This is a genomic window from Gilliamella sp. App6-5 (assembly GCF_001690525.1).
Taxonomy (GTDB): domain Bacteria; phylum Pseudomonadota; class Gammaproteobacteria; order Enterobacterales; family Orbaceae; genus Gilliamella; species Gilliamella apicola_H.
Window position 1 is genome coordinate 1 of sequence record NZ_LZGT01000104.1, and the last position, 13486, is coordinate 13486.

The 13486-nt window shown below is 36.8% G+C and carries 12 protein-coding genes and 1 pseudogene; 10 read left to right on the forward strand and 3 right to left on the reverse strand.

The window, feature by feature from the left end:
• A pseudogene (locus A9G24_RS12745) lies at window positions 1-1299 on the forward strand (IS1182 family transposase); the annotation flags it as partial.
• 50 nt (window positions 1300-1349) lie between these two features.
• On the opposite strand, the gene A9G24_RS11975 reads toward A9G24_RS12745, so the two are convergent.
• Window positions 1350-3659 (reverse strand): Tex family protein, encoded by a 2310-nt coding sequence (locus A9G24_RS11975; protein ID WP_065639226.1) that lies wholly within the window; start codon window positions 3657-3659, stop codon window positions 1350-1352.
• Window positions 3660-3703: 44 nt separating this feature from the next.
• Between A9G24_RS11975 and greB the strand changes: the two genes are divergently transcribed.
• The gene (gene greB / locus A9G24_RS11980) at window positions 3704-4189 is read left to right on the forward strand and encodes a transcription elongation factor GreB (RefSeq protein ID WP_065639227.1); all 486 of its coding nucleotides are present in this window, start codon (window positions 3704-3706) and stop codon (window positions 4187-4189) included.
• A 127-nt stretch (window positions 4190-4316) separates the two neighbouring features.
• A complete protein-coding gene (locus tag A9G24_RS11985; protein WP_065639228.1) occupies window positions 4317-5420 on the forward strand; it encodes a YcbX family protein in 1104 nt (367 codons plus the stop codon).
• On the opposite strand, the gene A9G24_RS11990 is transcribed toward A9G24_RS11985, so the two are convergent.
• Window positions 5410-5982, reverse strand: coding sequence for a cell division protein ZapC (locus A9G24_RS11990; protein ID WP_218056306.1), 573 nt, complete (start codon window positions 5980-5982; stop codon window positions 5410-5412). The two genes, A9G24_RS11985 and A9G24_RS11990, sit on opposite strands and share 11 nt — an antisense overlap.
• 320 nt (window positions 5983-6302) lie before the next feature.
• Window positions 6303-7781: a ketol-acid reductoisomerase gene (ilvC, locus tag A9G24_RS11995; RefSeq protein WP_065639229.1), complete on the reverse strand. Its 1479-nt coding sequence runs from the start codon at window positions 7779-7781 to the stop codon at window positions 6303-6305.
• A gap of 173 nt (window positions 7782-7954) precedes the next feature.
• Here ilvC and A9G24_RS13415 point away from each other — a divergent pair, with 173 nt between their 5' ends.
• The 7 genes from A9G24_RS13415 (at window position 7955) to ruvC (ending at window position 13252) form a co-directional block, all read left to right on the forward strand.
• The gene (locus A9G24_RS13415; protein ID WP_065639230.1) at window positions 7955-8191 is read left to right on the forward strand and encodes a YhdT family protein; all 237 of its coding nucleotides are present in this window, start codon (window positions 7955-7957) and stop codon (window positions 8189-8191) included.
• Window positions 8192-8198: 7 nt separating this feature from the next.
• Window positions 8199-9650, forward strand: a complete 1452-nt coding sequence (gene panF, locus A9G24_RS12005; protein ID WP_065639231.1) for a sodium/pantothenate symporter — start codon at window positions 8199-8201, stop codon at window positions 9648-9650.
• A complete protein-coding gene (prmA, locus tag A9G24_RS12010) occupies window positions 9625-10491 on the forward strand; it encodes a 50S ribosomal protein L11 methyltransferase (RefSeq protein ID WP_065639232.1) in 867 nt (288 codons plus the stop codon). Before panF ends, prmA begins: the two co-directional genes overlap by 26 nt.
• 36 nt (window positions 10492-10527) lie before the next feature.
• A complete protein-coding gene (dusB, locus tag A9G24_RS12015; RefSeq protein ID WP_065639233.1) occupies window positions 10528-11535 on the forward strand; it encodes a tRNA dihydrouridine synthase DusB in 1008 nt (335 codons plus the stop codon).
• Between the two features lie 7 nt (window positions 11536-11542).
• Window positions 11543-11839 carry a DNA-binding transcriptional regulator Fis gene (gene fis / locus A9G24_RS12020; protein WP_065639234.1) on the forward strand — a complete coding sequence of 99 codons (297 nt, stop codon included), beginning with the start codon at window positions 11543-11545 and terminating at the stop codon, window positions 11837-11839.
• Between the two features lie 181 nt (window positions 11840-12020).
• On the forward strand, window positions 12021-12764 hold the full coding sequence (locus A9G24_RS12025; protein WP_065639235.1) for a YebC/PmpR family DNA-binding transcriptional regulator: 744 nt from the start codon (window positions 12021-12023) through the stop codon (window positions 12762-12764).
• Window positions 12764-13252, forward strand: coding sequence for a crossover junction endodeoxyribonuclease RuvC (ruvC, locus tag A9G24_RS12030; protein ID WP_065639236.1), 489 nt, complete (start codon window positions 12764-12766; stop codon window positions 13250-13252). Before A9G24_RS12025 ends, ruvC begins: the two co-directional genes overlap by 1 nt.
• Window positions 13253-13486: the final 234 nt, after the last annotated feature.

A 13486-nucleotide genomic window follows, 5' to 3' on the forward strand; every position in this document is an offset into this window, starting at 1 on the left:
GTCCGGCAGAAGATCCGGTCAGACTGTTTAAAATCATGCTATTGGGGTATCTTTTCGGTATCCCCAGTGAACGTCGTCTGGTTCAGGAAATTCAGGTCAATTTAGCTTACCGCTGGTTTCTGGGAATGGGATTAACCGAAAAAGTGATTGACGCCTCAACACTTAGCCAAAATCGTCGCCGTCGGTTTAATGACAGTGAAATCTATCAACAGATTTTGATAATATTGTTGAGCAGGCCATTGCCAAAGGGTTGATAAGTGGTCGGGTTTTATATACGGACAGTACTCACCTAAAAGCAAATGCCAATAAAGGCAAAGCACGTAATGAGCAGCGTATTGTTGAGCCCAGTCAATATATTGATGCGCTTAATCAAGCCATCAACGCAGAAAGAGAATTAAACGGAAAAAAGCCTTAAAGCCATCGACGGTAGAGAAATACAAGGAGGTTAAAGTCAGTACAACAGATCCGGACAGTGGCTTTATGCATCGGGAAGGCAAGCCTAAAGGGTTCTTCTACTTAGATCACCGAACGGTTGATGGCAAACATAATTTAATTACCGATACCTATGTCACTGCCGGAAATATCCATGATTCCCAGCCTTATATGGCTCGATTAAAACGCCAGCTAGAGCGGTTTGGCTTTAATCCGGTTGGTGTTGGTCTTGATGCGGGTTATTTTACGGCCCCCATTTGCCATTTACTGCTGGCAGAGCAGATATATCCGGTGTTGGGTTATCGCCGCCCCACCCATGGTGCGAATCCCATCAGAAAAAAGCAGTTTATCTATAACAGTCAAAACGATACTTATACTTGCCCAAACGGGCAAATATTAATATATAAAACTACCAGCAGGGAAGGTTATCGTCATTATCATTCTGATGCAACAACCTGCAAAATCTGTCCGTTATTGTCACAGTGTACACAGAGTAAAAATACACAGAAAGTCATCACACGGCATATCTGGGAAGCAGATAAACAGAAAGCCAACGAGATTCGTTTAAGTCAGTGGGGTAAAAAAGTCTATGCTCGGCAAAAAGAAACGATAGAGCGCAGCTTTGCTGATGCTAAACAACATCACGGACATCGCTATGCACGATTTAGAGGAAGAGCGCAGGTTCAAATGCAGTGTTTATTGGCCGCAACAGCTCAAAATATCAAGAAAATAGCGATAAAGCTATTTTTGTTACGTTTTTTTAGGCTATTTTTTAATTTATTTAATAAAATCCAAATTAAAAAGCCTATTTATGGTTTAAATAAAAAAATAAACCCCGAATTATATCGAGGTTTGTCATCAATCTGAGGGAAACATTGTTTCCCCCCTTTTTTAATTTTAATGGATTCAACTTATTGCTATTTGCCTTTTTTAAATGCAGCAGCAAACGCATTGCCCATTGCGCTATTTCCAAGTGTTGCACTATGACTATTTTGTTTGCTAGTTTGCGTTCGAAGCTTAGAGGATCGATTATTGTCTTGCTTAGTTGATGATGTTGGATCATCAAGACGCATAGTTAAAGCGATACGTCTGCGTGAAATATCAACTTCAATCACTTTCACTTTAACGATATCACCAGCTTTTACCACTGTTCTTGGATCATCAACAAACTTATCTGACAGTGCCGAAATATGCACTAAACCATCTTGGTGAACACCAATATCCACAAAAGCGCCAAAGTTGGTTACATTGGTTACCGCGCCTTCCATAACCATGCCAACTTTTAGATCTGTCATGGTTTCGATATCATCAGCAAATTGAGCGGTTTTAAATTCAGGCCTTGGATCTCGTCCTGGTTTATCGAGCTCTTTAATAATATCAGTTACAGTTGGAACGCCAAAATGATCATCAACATAATCAATCGCTTTTAGGGATTTTAAGTAATTTGTATCACCTAAAATATCTTTTAATGATTTATGATTTTTTTCTAAAATTCGCTCTACCACAGGATAAGCTTCGGGGTGAACGGCTGATGCATCAAGCGGATTTTTACCATCCATAATTCTTAAAAAGCCAGCACATTGTTCAAAGGCTTTAGGACCTAAACGCGAAACTTTTAATAACTGCTTACGATCGGTAAATTGTCCATTTTCATTACGCCAATCAATAATATTTTGGGCAATCACTTTATTAAGTCCGGCAATACGTGCAAGTAGCATCATTGAGGCGGTATTCAAATTAACGCCAACGGCATTTACACCATCTTCAACAACCGCATCAAGTTTTTTAGCTAACTGAGTTTGGCTTACATCATGCTGATATTGACCAACACCGATTGATTTAGGATCAATTTTAACAAGCTCTGCCAAGGGATCTTGTAATCGTCTTGCAATTGATACCGCACCACGGATCGATACATCAAGATCGGGGAACTCTTGTGCTGCAAGTTCAGAAGCTGAATACACTGACGCCCCTGCCTCGCTGACAATAACTTTTTGACCTTTAACTTCTGGGTATTTTTTTTGAACGTCGAGATAAAAACGCTCTGTTTCTCTCGATGCCGTACCATTACCAATAGCCACTAATTCGACTTGGTATTTAATACAAAGTGATGCCACTATCATGGCTGCTTTATCGGCTTGACCTGTATGCGGATAAATCGTTTCGGTCGCAACTAATTTACCGGTTGCATCAACAACAGCAATTTTGACGCCTGTACGTAATCCTGGATCCATCCCCATGGTCACTTTCATACCAGCTGGAGCAGCCATTAACATATCATGCAAATTGGCAGCAAATACGTTGATCGCCTCTTCTTCGGCGCGTTCACGTAATGTTGTCATTAATTCGGTTTCCATGTGCATTAGAATTTTGATGCGCCATGTCCAATTAATAACGGCTTTACGCCATTTATCTGCTGGCTGATCATTAAAATGAACATCTAAATATTCAGTGATGATTTGTTCACAATAACTTTCTTTTGGTGTTTCTTCAAATTGTGGATCGGCATTTAACGAGAGTTGTAAAAAACCTTCATTTCGTCCTCGGAACATCGCTAATGCACGATGAGATGGAACTTTAGAAATAAGTTCACTTTGCGCAAAATAGTCTCGGAATTTTGCGCCTTCTTCTTCTTTACCACTCACCACTTGCGAAACTAAATGAGCATTATTCCAAAGATAATGACGTATTTTTGCCAGTAATGCCGCATCTTCAGCAAATCTTTCCATTAAAATATAACGCGCGCCATCTAGTGCTGATTTAGTATCAGCAATGCCTTGGTCTGAATTGATATACTTTTCGGCTTCGATTTCCGGAGCAAGCATTGGATTTTGCCATAAGTCATTTGCCAATGGTTCAAGACCTGCTTCAATGGCAATTTGTCCGCGAGTACGACGTTTGGGCTTGTAAGGTAGGTAGAGATCTTCAAGTTCGGTTTTACTGAGTGTTTGTGTAATACTTTTGCTTAATTCTGGCGTGAGTTTACCTTGATCTTCTATGGACTTTAGAATCGTTTTCTTGCGATCTTCAAGTTCACGTAAATAGCTTAAACGGCTATCAAGAGTACGTAATTGGGTATCATCAAGCCCACCTGTTACCTCTTTTCGATATCGAGCAATAAATGGAACAGTGCTACCTTCGTCCAATAATTGAATCGCAGCTAAAATTTGTTCTGGTTTTACACTGAGTTCCCCAGCTATAATATGGCTAATTTGATTATTTATCATGGTATCTCTGAATATTTTGTCAATTAACAGAATTTATCTTCAACATGCAAAAAGCTAATTATATAACAAGAGAGGGCTATTTAGCACTCGATCGTGAACTAAAATATTTATGGAAAAAAGAAAGACCTAAAGTTACCCAAACGGTATCGGATGCAGCTGCGCTTGGTGATCGCAGTGAAAATGCCGAATACATCTATGGCAAACGAAGGTTAAGAGAAATCGATAGACGAGTTCGCTTTCTAACCAAACGATTAGAAACACTGACAATTGTTGAACCAGACCCTAGACAAGAAGGCAAAGTATTTTTTGGTGCATGGGTAAAATTAGAAGATGAAAATGGAAATCTATATGTTTATCGCATTGTGGGAGCTGATGAGTTTGATCCTAAAAAAAATTGGATCTCAATTAACAGCCCTGTAGCAAGAGCACTAATAGGTCATAAAGTTGATGATGAAATAACCGTTATCACCCCAAATGGCAAAATTTTTTATTATATTCTAGAGATTAGCTATAAAGAGTTGATGCCTTAAGTCGTATGTTTAACAACAAATATATACTCATTCTTTTTTAAATTAACTTCAGACGCCTGTTGCCTACAAATAGGTTGGCATTCAGTATATAATTATGCCAACCTATTTATAATTAATTTAATATATTATGATTTCTATTGATCAGCTCTATATCTATCCAATCAAATCGATGCAAGGAGTACCCCTTAAAAAGGCAAATATCATTGATGGAGGCTTTGAGTATGATCGCATTTTGATGATTAGTGAACCCGATGGCACGTTTATTACCGCAAGGCAATATCCTGAGCTTTTAAAGCTAAAAACTTCAGTAATAAAAAATCAAGTATTTGTATCCCGATCTTTAACAGAAACGATAAAATTTAATTTTGATGAATTTTCATTATCTAATGCACCAACCGAAGTTTGGGGAAACTATTTTACTTCACATATTGCCCCTATAAGAGTAAACCAATTTTTTAGTCAAATTCTGCACAAAGATGTACAGTTGCGATGGGTTGGTCAACCATTAACTCGTCGAACAAAACGCTATCCTGAAGTACCTGTTAGTTTTGCTGATGGTTATCCCTATTTATTATTAAACAAGGCTTCATTTGAATATTTACAACATCAATGCCCACAAAAGCTGGATATTAGGCAATTTCGCGGTAATATTATTATACAAGGTGCACTGCCTTTTGCTGAAGATGGTTGGAAAACAATCAAAGTTGGTGAGGTGATTTTTGATATTGTTAAACCTTGCACTCGCTGTGTATTAACAACAATTGATGTCAATTCGGCAGAACCATTAGCTAATAATGAACCGCTTAAAACGTTACGATATTTTAGAGCCGATGAGCAAGGTCAAATCGATTTTGGTGTAAATATGATTGCTCGGAATCATGGAACTATTTCGATTCACGATAAAGTAAAAATCATGGAAAGGCAAATAGCCAAAAACTATATTAAGACCTTTCCACCGAAAATAAAAAGTGAAGCACAACTTTGCACAATCACTTTTGAAGATAAAACGATTAAAGTTAATAATAAGCAAACTATCTTAGAGCAGCTAGAACAGCATAAAATAGCTTTACCTTATTCTTGTCGTGCAGGTGTTTGTGGGCGTTGTTTGGTTGAATTAAAACAAGGTGAAGTCAGTGCATTAACACAATCTGCGATTAAACGTCATAATAAAATTTTAGCTTGTAGCTGTATTCCTAAAGGAGATATTACAATTAGATTACTTAAGAAATAGCTTTAAATCCTAAATTATCTAATACTAGCTTTTGTTCAGTTAAGTTTTTCTTTACGGGCATTAATCTATCATTCATCACTTTAATTGCTTCAGAAAACACAAACGTTTTATTCATAGCAATAAACGAAGGTTGCGCAATAATACAAAGCGATGCATTTTCACCCGCTTCAACAACCATCAAACAAACCTTTTGACCACCATCTTGCAAACTTACCTCAACAATATCGGCTATTTTAGGTGTATGTAGCATTGGCTGCTGAGAAAAATACCAGCTTTTGGGCATTTGAGGTTTTAAAAAATTAGCTGCCACAATTGCATTAATGGATAGTTCAATTTTTTGTGAATCACTCAAATTAAGTAACTGACAACTATCACGAAATAGGTAATAAGACGTTGCATCACTAACAGAAAATGGAAATTCTCCAAAAACATCAGGAATTAACATTTTACTTGGATAACAAGAACGGAATAACATTTCAGATGAAACTTCAAGCATTAAACTATCGTATTCACTGTCAAAATACCAACGCCAACAATCAGTTGGTCGAAAAGCCATTTTCATTGATATGTTATCCTCGTCAAGCGAATTAAATTAATTCAAGAAGATAACATAACTTAGTTAAAAAATAAATAAAAAGTTAAAGCAAAAATCATTTAATTATATAATTTTTAAAAACTTTAAAGATATAAGAAAAAAATCGAAATAAACTAAACTAAATCATATTTATATCTATTTTAATGAATTTATATCCCTTTAGATTAATTTATTTTTATACTAAAACATATGATTTCCTGAAAGTTTTTTACAATAAAGTTTAGCTATAGATTTTGAATATAAAAGGTGCTTTTCAGCACCTTTTTATTTTATGAAATCATCATTAATTAACTTGCAACATTAATACGTTTCATATCTGTCATATAACTACGTAGTTTGCGACCAATTATTTCAATTGGATGATTACGAATTTCTTCATTCACATCGCGTAATAGTGCATTATCAACACTACCTTCTGGGATCGCTTTACCCAGATCGCCTGATTGCAACATTGGCATAAATTTTTCTCTTAATAGTGGTACAGCGGCATTAGCAAATAGATAGTTACCATATTCAGCTGTGTCAGAAATTACCACATTCATTTCATATAAACGTTTACGCGCAATGGTATTAGCAATAAGTGGTAATTCATGTAATGATTCATAATAAGCTGATTCAGCTAAAATACCAGATTCAAGCATAGTTTCGAACGCAAGTTCAACACCTGCTTTTACCATTGCAATCATCACTACGCCTTGATCAAAATAAGCTTGTTCATCAATTTTACCTTGATATTCAGCCGCTTTTTCAAATGCGGTTTCACCCGTTTCTTTGCGCCATTTAAGTAGGTTAACATCATCATTTGCCCAGTCTTTCATCATGGTTGATGAGAACTCGCCAGAGATAATATCATCCATATGCTTACGGTAAAGATCCGTCATAATCACCTTTAATTCTTTTGCTAAGGCATTTGCTCTTAATTTAGCTGGATTTGATAGACGATCCATCATTAAGGTAATTCCCCCTTGTTTTAATGCTTCAGTGATTGTTTCCCAACCGAACTGAAGTAATTTACAAGCATAAGCAGGATCGACACCATCAGCAACCAGTTTATCAAAACAAAGTAATGATCCAGTTTGTAACATACCACAAAGGATGGTTTGTTCACCCATTAAATCAGACTTAACTTCGGCAACAAATGACGATTGTAAAACACCAGCACGATGTCCACCAGTTGCCGCAGCCCATGCTTTGGCGATCGCTAACCCTTCACCTTTTGGATCGTTTTCTGGATGAACTGCGATCAGTGTCGGTACGCCAAATCCACGTTTATACTCTTCACGCACTTCAGTCCCTGGGCATTTAGGTGCAACCATAACAACAGTGATATCAGAACGAATCTTTTCGCCTACTTCAACAATATTAAAACCGTGAGAGTAACCTAGTGCTGCGCCTTGTTTCATTAATGGTAGGACGGCTTGCACAACGGCTGAATGTTGCTTATCAGGCGTTAAGTTAATAACAAGATCCGCAGTTGGAATTAATTCTTCGTAACTCCCTACTTTAAAACCGTTTTCAGTTGCTTTTTTCCAAGAAGCACGTTTTTCGGCAATGGCATCTTTACGTAATGCATAAGATATATCTAAACCTGAATCACGCATATTAAGACCTTGGTTAAGGCCTTGAGCTCCACAACCAACAATGACAATTTTTTTACCTTTTAAAAAGTTAGCTTCTGATGCAAACTCATCACGAGCCATAAAACGACATTGGCCTAATTGTTCTAATTTTTCACGTAAATTGAGTGTATTAAAGTAGTTTGACATTATTCTCTCCAAGAGTTGAGTTATTCATAATCGAATATTAACCACTATATAGTACTTTTAATGTTGCTAAAATTGATATATTAACAACACAATGTTGCATAAATTGCAACATACTTGCTAAGTTCAGTACTTTCTTTTAATCTAAGCCACTCTCAATTCACCAATCAATCAATATGGATGCTCGATATAAGCAAGCAAATAAAGAAGCTAAACTTTCGTTATTATTAACTTTTATTTATCTTCTCGGATGGATTTTTTGTGCTTACTGTGTTAACGATAAACTAGGATTTTTAGGACTTCCATTGTGGTTTGAATTATCTTGCATCATGGTACCTTTAGGTTTTATATTACTTTGCTGCTTGGTTGTAAAATTTCAATTCAAAAATATCTCATTAGAACAAACTAAGTGATTAAACAATGCATTTAGATATTATTGTACCGCTTGTCATCTATCTTATTTTTGTGTTTGCGTTATCAATTTATGCTTATGTGAAACGCAAAAAGGTAAATGAATTTACTGATTACTTTATTGGTAATCGAACCATGGGGGGCTTTTTACTCGCCATGACACTAGCTGCAACTTATATAAGTGCTAGCTCATTCATTGGTGGACCTGGCGCTGCTTATAAATTTGGTCTTGGTTGGGTGTTATTGTCGATGATCCAAGTCCCAACTGTGCTACTTTCGCTTGGTATTTTAGGTAAAAAATTTGCCATTTTAGCACGCAAATATAATGCAATAACCTTAAGTGATATGCTTTATGCACACTATAAAAGTAAAACCATAGTTTGGTTTGCAAGTATCGCATTAGTTGTTGCTTTTATTGGCGCGATGACAGTACAGTTTGTCGGTGGCGCACGATTATTGGAATCATCTGTTGGTATTTCTTATGATATCGGATTATTAATTTTTGGTATTGGTACCGTTATCTATACCGCTTTTGGTGGGTTTAGAGCGAGTATTTTAAATGATGCCTTCCAAGGCCTAGTAATGATCATTGGTGCCATCTTACTATTAACAGCTATTATTTATGCTGGTGGCGGTATAACAGCAATTATTCACCGTTTGAATGAAATTGACCCTGCACTACTCACACCACAAGGTCCTGACAATTTTATGGACTTTCCATTTATGGCTTCATTTTGGGTTCTTGTCTGTTTTGCCGTAGTTGGTTTACCTCATACAGCGGTTCGTTGCATGGCGTACAAAGACAGTAAAGCCGTACATAAAGGTATTATTATTGGTACGATTGTTGTCACAATCATTATGTTAACCATGCATCTATCTGGCGCACTAGGTAGAGCTATTATTAGCGATTTAACTGTTCCAGATCAAATCGTTCCTACCTTAATAATTAACATTATGCCACCATTAGCCGCTGGCATCTTTTTGGCTGCACCACTTGCAGCTATTATGTCGACAATTAACGCCCAGTTATTACAAGTTTCATCAGTGATTATTAAAGACCTATTTTTAAGTATGAAACATAACAAAAACTATAGTGATAAAATGTTAACGCGCAAATCTGTTATCATCACCTTTATTTTTGGCGGATTACTTATTTTTGCGGCTAGGAATCCACCAAATATGATTATATGGTTAAATTTGCTTGCGTTTGGTGGACTTGAAGCCGTATTTTTATGGCCATTAGTGCTTGGACTTTATTGGAAAAAAGCCAATTCAACAGGTGCTTTATGTTCTATGTTTGCTGGTGCAATAAGCTATATTTTATTAGCTGTTTACAATATAAAGCTTTATGCTTTTCATCCAATTATCCCATCCTTAATTATTGGATTGGTAGTATTTATTATCGCCAATATGTTTGGTAATACAGGAAAAAACTATGCCTTGGATACAACTCAGAATTAATACAACTAACGATCTTGCCGAACAAATTAGCGAACGATTAGAAGAGTCTGGCGCGGCATCAGTCACGTTTCAAGACACTTATGATAATCCTGTTTTCGAACCATTACCGGGAGAAACTAAACTCTGGGGTAATACTGATGTAATTGGTCTATATGATGCTCAAACAGATATCGATGAATTAAAAGCAATATTAAATCTTGAACAATATTCTTATAAGATTGAACAATTAGAAGATAAAGACTGGGAACGTGAATGGATGGATAACTTTCATCCTATGCAATTTGGTAAACGGCTTTGGATATGCCCAAGTTGGCGCGATGTGCCCGATGCTAACGCTGTCAATGTCATGTTAGATCCTGGTTTAGCATTTGGCACCGGTACTCATCCCACTACTGCGTTATGCTTAACTTGGCTAGATAGTTTAGATCTTAAAGATAAATTAGTTATTGATTATGGTTGTGGGTCTGGCATTTTGGCAATTGCAGCACTTAAATTAGGTGCAAAGCGCGTAATTGGTATTGATATCGATCCTCAAGCTATTCAAGCTAGCCGTGACAATGCGCTGCGTAATGATGTCAGCCAAAAACTAGAACTTTATTTATCAAAAGATATCCCTGATAATTTACAAGCAGATATCCTTGTTGCCAATATTTTAGCAGGACCATTAAAAGAACTTGAACCGCATATAAACAAATTAGTAAAATCGCAAGGGAAACTAGGATTATCTGGTATTTTAGCAACTCAATCGCCTAGTGTTTGCATGGCTTATCAATCTCATTTTGCATTAGATCCTGTTATTGAACAGGAAGAGTGGTGCCGTATCACTGGTAAAAAAAAGTAAAAAAATAACGTTACCCCCTTTTAAGTTAGAGAAAAAATGCGTAATATAGCCGGCCTTAATTTGCTTAGCATTGGTGAGATTAAATTAAAAAATAATTTAATTGCTGCGCCAATGGCTGGAATCAGCGATAAACCATTTCGTAATTTGTGCTATCAGTTTGGTGCTGGTATGACAGTTTCAGAAATGTTTTTAGCAAATTCAGATGTTTGGCATACCAATAAATCAGCTCTGCGGATGATTGCAAGCGAGGATATTGGTGTTCGTGCAGTGCAGATTGTTGGTTCCGATCCCGACGAAATGGCTAGAGCTGCAGAATTTAACGTCAAACATGGCGCTCAATTGATTGATATCAATATGGGATGTCCAGCTAAAAAGGTCAATAAAAAATTGGCAGGATCTGCTTTAATGCAGTATCCAGAACTTATTAAAAAAATTTTGCAGAAAGTTGTCGGTGCAGTTGATGTTCCGGTAACATTAAAAACGCGGACTGGATGGAATAAAGATCATAGAAATTGCATAGAAATCGCACAGATTGCACAGGATTGTGGCATAAAGGCAATTACTATTCATGGACGAACACGTGCTTGCTTATTCAATGGTGTGGCTGAATATGACTCTATTAAGGCAGTTAAAGAAAACGTTACGATTCCTGTAATTGCCAATGGAGATATTTGTACACCTGAACAGGCAAAAGATGTTTTTCAATATACGCAAGCTGATGCTATAATGATCGGCCGAGCGGCACAGGGGCGACCTTGGATATTTGAAGAAATTGCATTCTATTTAACACATGGACAGTTACAAAATAATAAAACTATTGATGAAGTAGAACAAGTTGTATTGTCACATCTTGATGAGCTTTATCAATTTTATGGAGAATACAAAGGATTAAGGATTGCCAGAAAGCATGTAAATTGGTACACCAAGAATTATGCTGACAGCGATCAATTCAGGCGCTTATTTAGTGTACTTAGCAATACAAGTGAGCAAGTAAACACTCTAAAAGCATTTTTTAGTCAAATTAGAAACAACCCAAAGAGTTAAGAATACTATGTCAGAACAACGCGTTACAGCTGCAGCACTTAAATTTACAACTGTAAATTCTCAGGACCAAATAACACAAAAGCCGTTGCGAGATTCCGTAAAGCAAGCTTTAAAAAATTATTTATCGCAATTAAATGGTGAAGATCCTACAGATCTATATGATTTAGTGTTAGCTGAAGTTGAACATCCATTCCTTGATATGGTTATGCAATATACCCGTGGTAATCAAACCAGAGCTGCAAATATGCTTGGTATCAACCGAGGTACACTACGCAAAAAATTAAAGCAATATGGAATGAGTTAATTAACTATTATTCTATTGTTAATATGACAAAAAAGCGCCTTCCTGTAAGGCGCTTTTTTGCTGATAAATAAAAAACTTTAATGAATCCTTCATAAAATGAATAAAGATATTGCTAATGAATTTTTCATAAAAGTTTGCTAAAATACGGCGATTTTTTAAATTATTTAATCTGGAGAATTTTATGGCAGGTCATAGTAAATGGGCCAATACCAAACACCGCAAAGCAGCACAAGATGCAAAACGCGGAAAAATCTTTACCAAAATTATTCGTGAGTTGGTAACCGCAGCAAAACTTGGTGGTGGCGATCCAGCGTCAAATCCACGACTACGCGCTGCAATGGATAAAGCATTATCGAATAATATGACTCGAGATACCATGAATCGAGCCGTTGCTCGTGGTGTTGGCGGTGAAGATGATAGCAATATGGAAACAATTATTTATGAAGGCTATGGTCCCGCAGGTACAGCTGTCATGGTTGAATGTCTAAGTGATAATCGCAACCGTACGGTATCAGAAGTGCGTCACGCCTTTACTAAATCTGGTGGTAACTTAGGTACTGATGGCTCAGTTTCATATTTATTCACTAAAAAAGGGGTTATTTCATACCCTGTTGGCACAGATGAAGATAAAGTCATGGACGCAGCACTTGAAGCAGGTGCCGATGATGTTGTAACTTATGATGACGGTGCAATTGATGTATTTACGACACCTGAATCATTTGGTGAAGTTAAAGATGCACTTGATGCAGCAGGTTTAGTTGCCGAAGCTGCCGAAGTATCTATGATTCCATCAACAAAAGTGGATCTTGATATTGAATCTGCACCAAAACTATTACGTTTAATTGATATGCTTGAAGATTGTGATGATGTTCAAGAAGTTTACCATAATGGTGAAGTCTCAGATGAGGTAGCAGCAACACTCTAATGGCCATTATTCTTGGCATCGATCCTGGCTCTCGTTTGACGGGTTACGGCGTAATCCAACAAACGGGACGTCAACTCACTTATCTTGGTAGTGGATGCATTCGTACTGCAGTTGATGATTTACCTACCCGTTTAAAACGCGTATATGCTGGTGTTGGTGAAATTATCTTACAATTTCAACCAGATATGTTTGCTATTGAACAAGTGTTTATGGCTCGTAATGCTGACTCCGCATTGAAATTAGGCCAAGCAAGGGGCGCTGCAATTGTCGCAGCTGTTAATAATAATCTACCTGTTTTTGAATATGCTGCTCGTTTAGTTAAGCAGTGCGTAGTAGGAACAGGCGCTGCCGATAAAAAGCAAGTGCAACATATGGTCAAATTATTATTAAAGCTACCAGCTAGTCCTCAAGCTGATGCTGCCGATGCTTTGGCTATAGCAATAACCCATGCCCACACCAGTCAACAGCTGATGAAGTCTCGTAAGTAAAATTGTAAGAATTCCAATGTTATCTGATTATTAGGGAACACTAATGTTTCAACTAATGGAAAAGAGTCATAAAATGCTTTTATAATATTTTCAAAAAAAGTATAAAAATAGTGCTGATAACACACTTTCTTTAAAGTTTTTTACGTACCTATTTATTATTTTTGCCAACATAGTTAGCGAACTTTTTAATTACGAATCACTTATTAGATCTTGTAATTTTGAAAACATAACAAA